The following is a 1,228-nucleotide window of genomic DNA, read 5'->3' as shown; positions in this document are numbered from 1 at the left end:
AACATGAACTCTGTTAAAAGTCAATAAAATCAGGCGGAGAATCTTTTAAAATCCGGCTGATAAGGTACACCTGAATGCACAATGGCAAAAGCCTGCTTGAGCAACTTGTTGCAAACAGCGATCAAGGCCAGCTTTCGGTTTTTCCCTTTCGCAACCAGCCGCTCATATAGTTCTCTGCAAGCCTTGTTCGCCCGCATCGCCGTCAGGCTGCACATATACAGTTTGCTGCGGATCTGGCTGCCACCCATCTTGGTAATCCTGACTTTGCCCCGGACACTGGAACCTGAGCTATACTCCCGGGGACACAGCCCGGCCTTGGCAATTAGTTGGCGATAAGAAGTCACCTGCCTGAACCCGCCAAAGAACAAAAGCAACATACCGGCCGTTTTGCTGCCAATGCCCGGGATCGAGCTTAGCAGCTCCATCTGCTCCTTGAACTGATCCTGCAGATGACCGTCCAACTCCTGTTCCAGCAGGCGGATCTGTTTCTGCAGCACCAGCAGCGTAAGCCTTAAGGTTCTCAGGGTCACCTTATTCCTTACCGGTTGCTGCTCCAAAGCCTCGAGCGAGTTAAGGGTCATGGTTTTCTGTTTGACAAGCTGTTCTATGGCCTGCTCCAGCTGCCGGCATTCCACCAGTTGCGCATCATCCGGTTGCCAAAGTTTCAGTTCATTCTGCTGTCCGTAACGCATGATCCACTGGGCGTCCTTCCGGTCGGACTTGCCCTTGCCAAGGTGCATCTGGATGAAGCGCTTAATGACCAACGGGTTTACCACCGCCACTTTTGCGCCTTGCCCAACCAGGAAATAAGCCAGGCGCATGTAATAAGCACCCGTGGCTTCCATCACATACAAGCTCTCCGGCCCGCCGCCTTTGAGCAGCCTGCGGAAGCCGGCCTTGGCGTTCTCCACCTCCAGGTGCCGGGGTTCACCGGCTACTAGGTGGCAGACAGCCAAGGTTTCTTTACTCACATCAATGCCGACCACTGTTTGCATAGCTTAGGGTTTTTAGTAAGTTTAACAAAAACAGAAAGGGAGAAGACTATTGGGGCTTTATCTATCCTGATGCAAGCTCTCGGGCTTTATGGAACTCTCCAAAGTGACAATAGGAAAAGGAAGGGGATTGTCATGTTAGACAGGCTTACAAGGGCCTTATTGTATAATAAATCTTGTTCCTTCCTTTCTTCTCTTTTATACAAGTTAATTAGTTTTTACAAACATAGGATTGT

Annotated in this window: 1 protein-coding gene; it reads right to left on the bottom strand. The window is 50.3% G+C overall.

All coding sequences use genetic code 11. The features are described 5' to 3' along the window. Window positions 1-29 precede the first annotated feature (29 nt). Window positions 30-995, bottom strand: coding sequence for an IS110 family RNA-guided transposase (locus tag A8O25_RS22300; RefSeq protein ID WP_066839882.1), 966 nt, complete (start codon window positions 993-995; stop codon window positions 30-32). Between the last annotated feature and the right edge of the window lie 233 nt (window positions 996-1,228).

This window comes from Rufibacter ruber, from assembly GCF_001647275.1.
Taxonomy (GTDB): domain Bacteria; phylum Bacteroidota; class Bacteroidia; order Cytophagales; family Hymenobacteraceae; genus Nibribacter; species Nibribacter ruber_C.
This window is presented reverse-complemented; position numbering and strand designations above follow the sequence as displayed.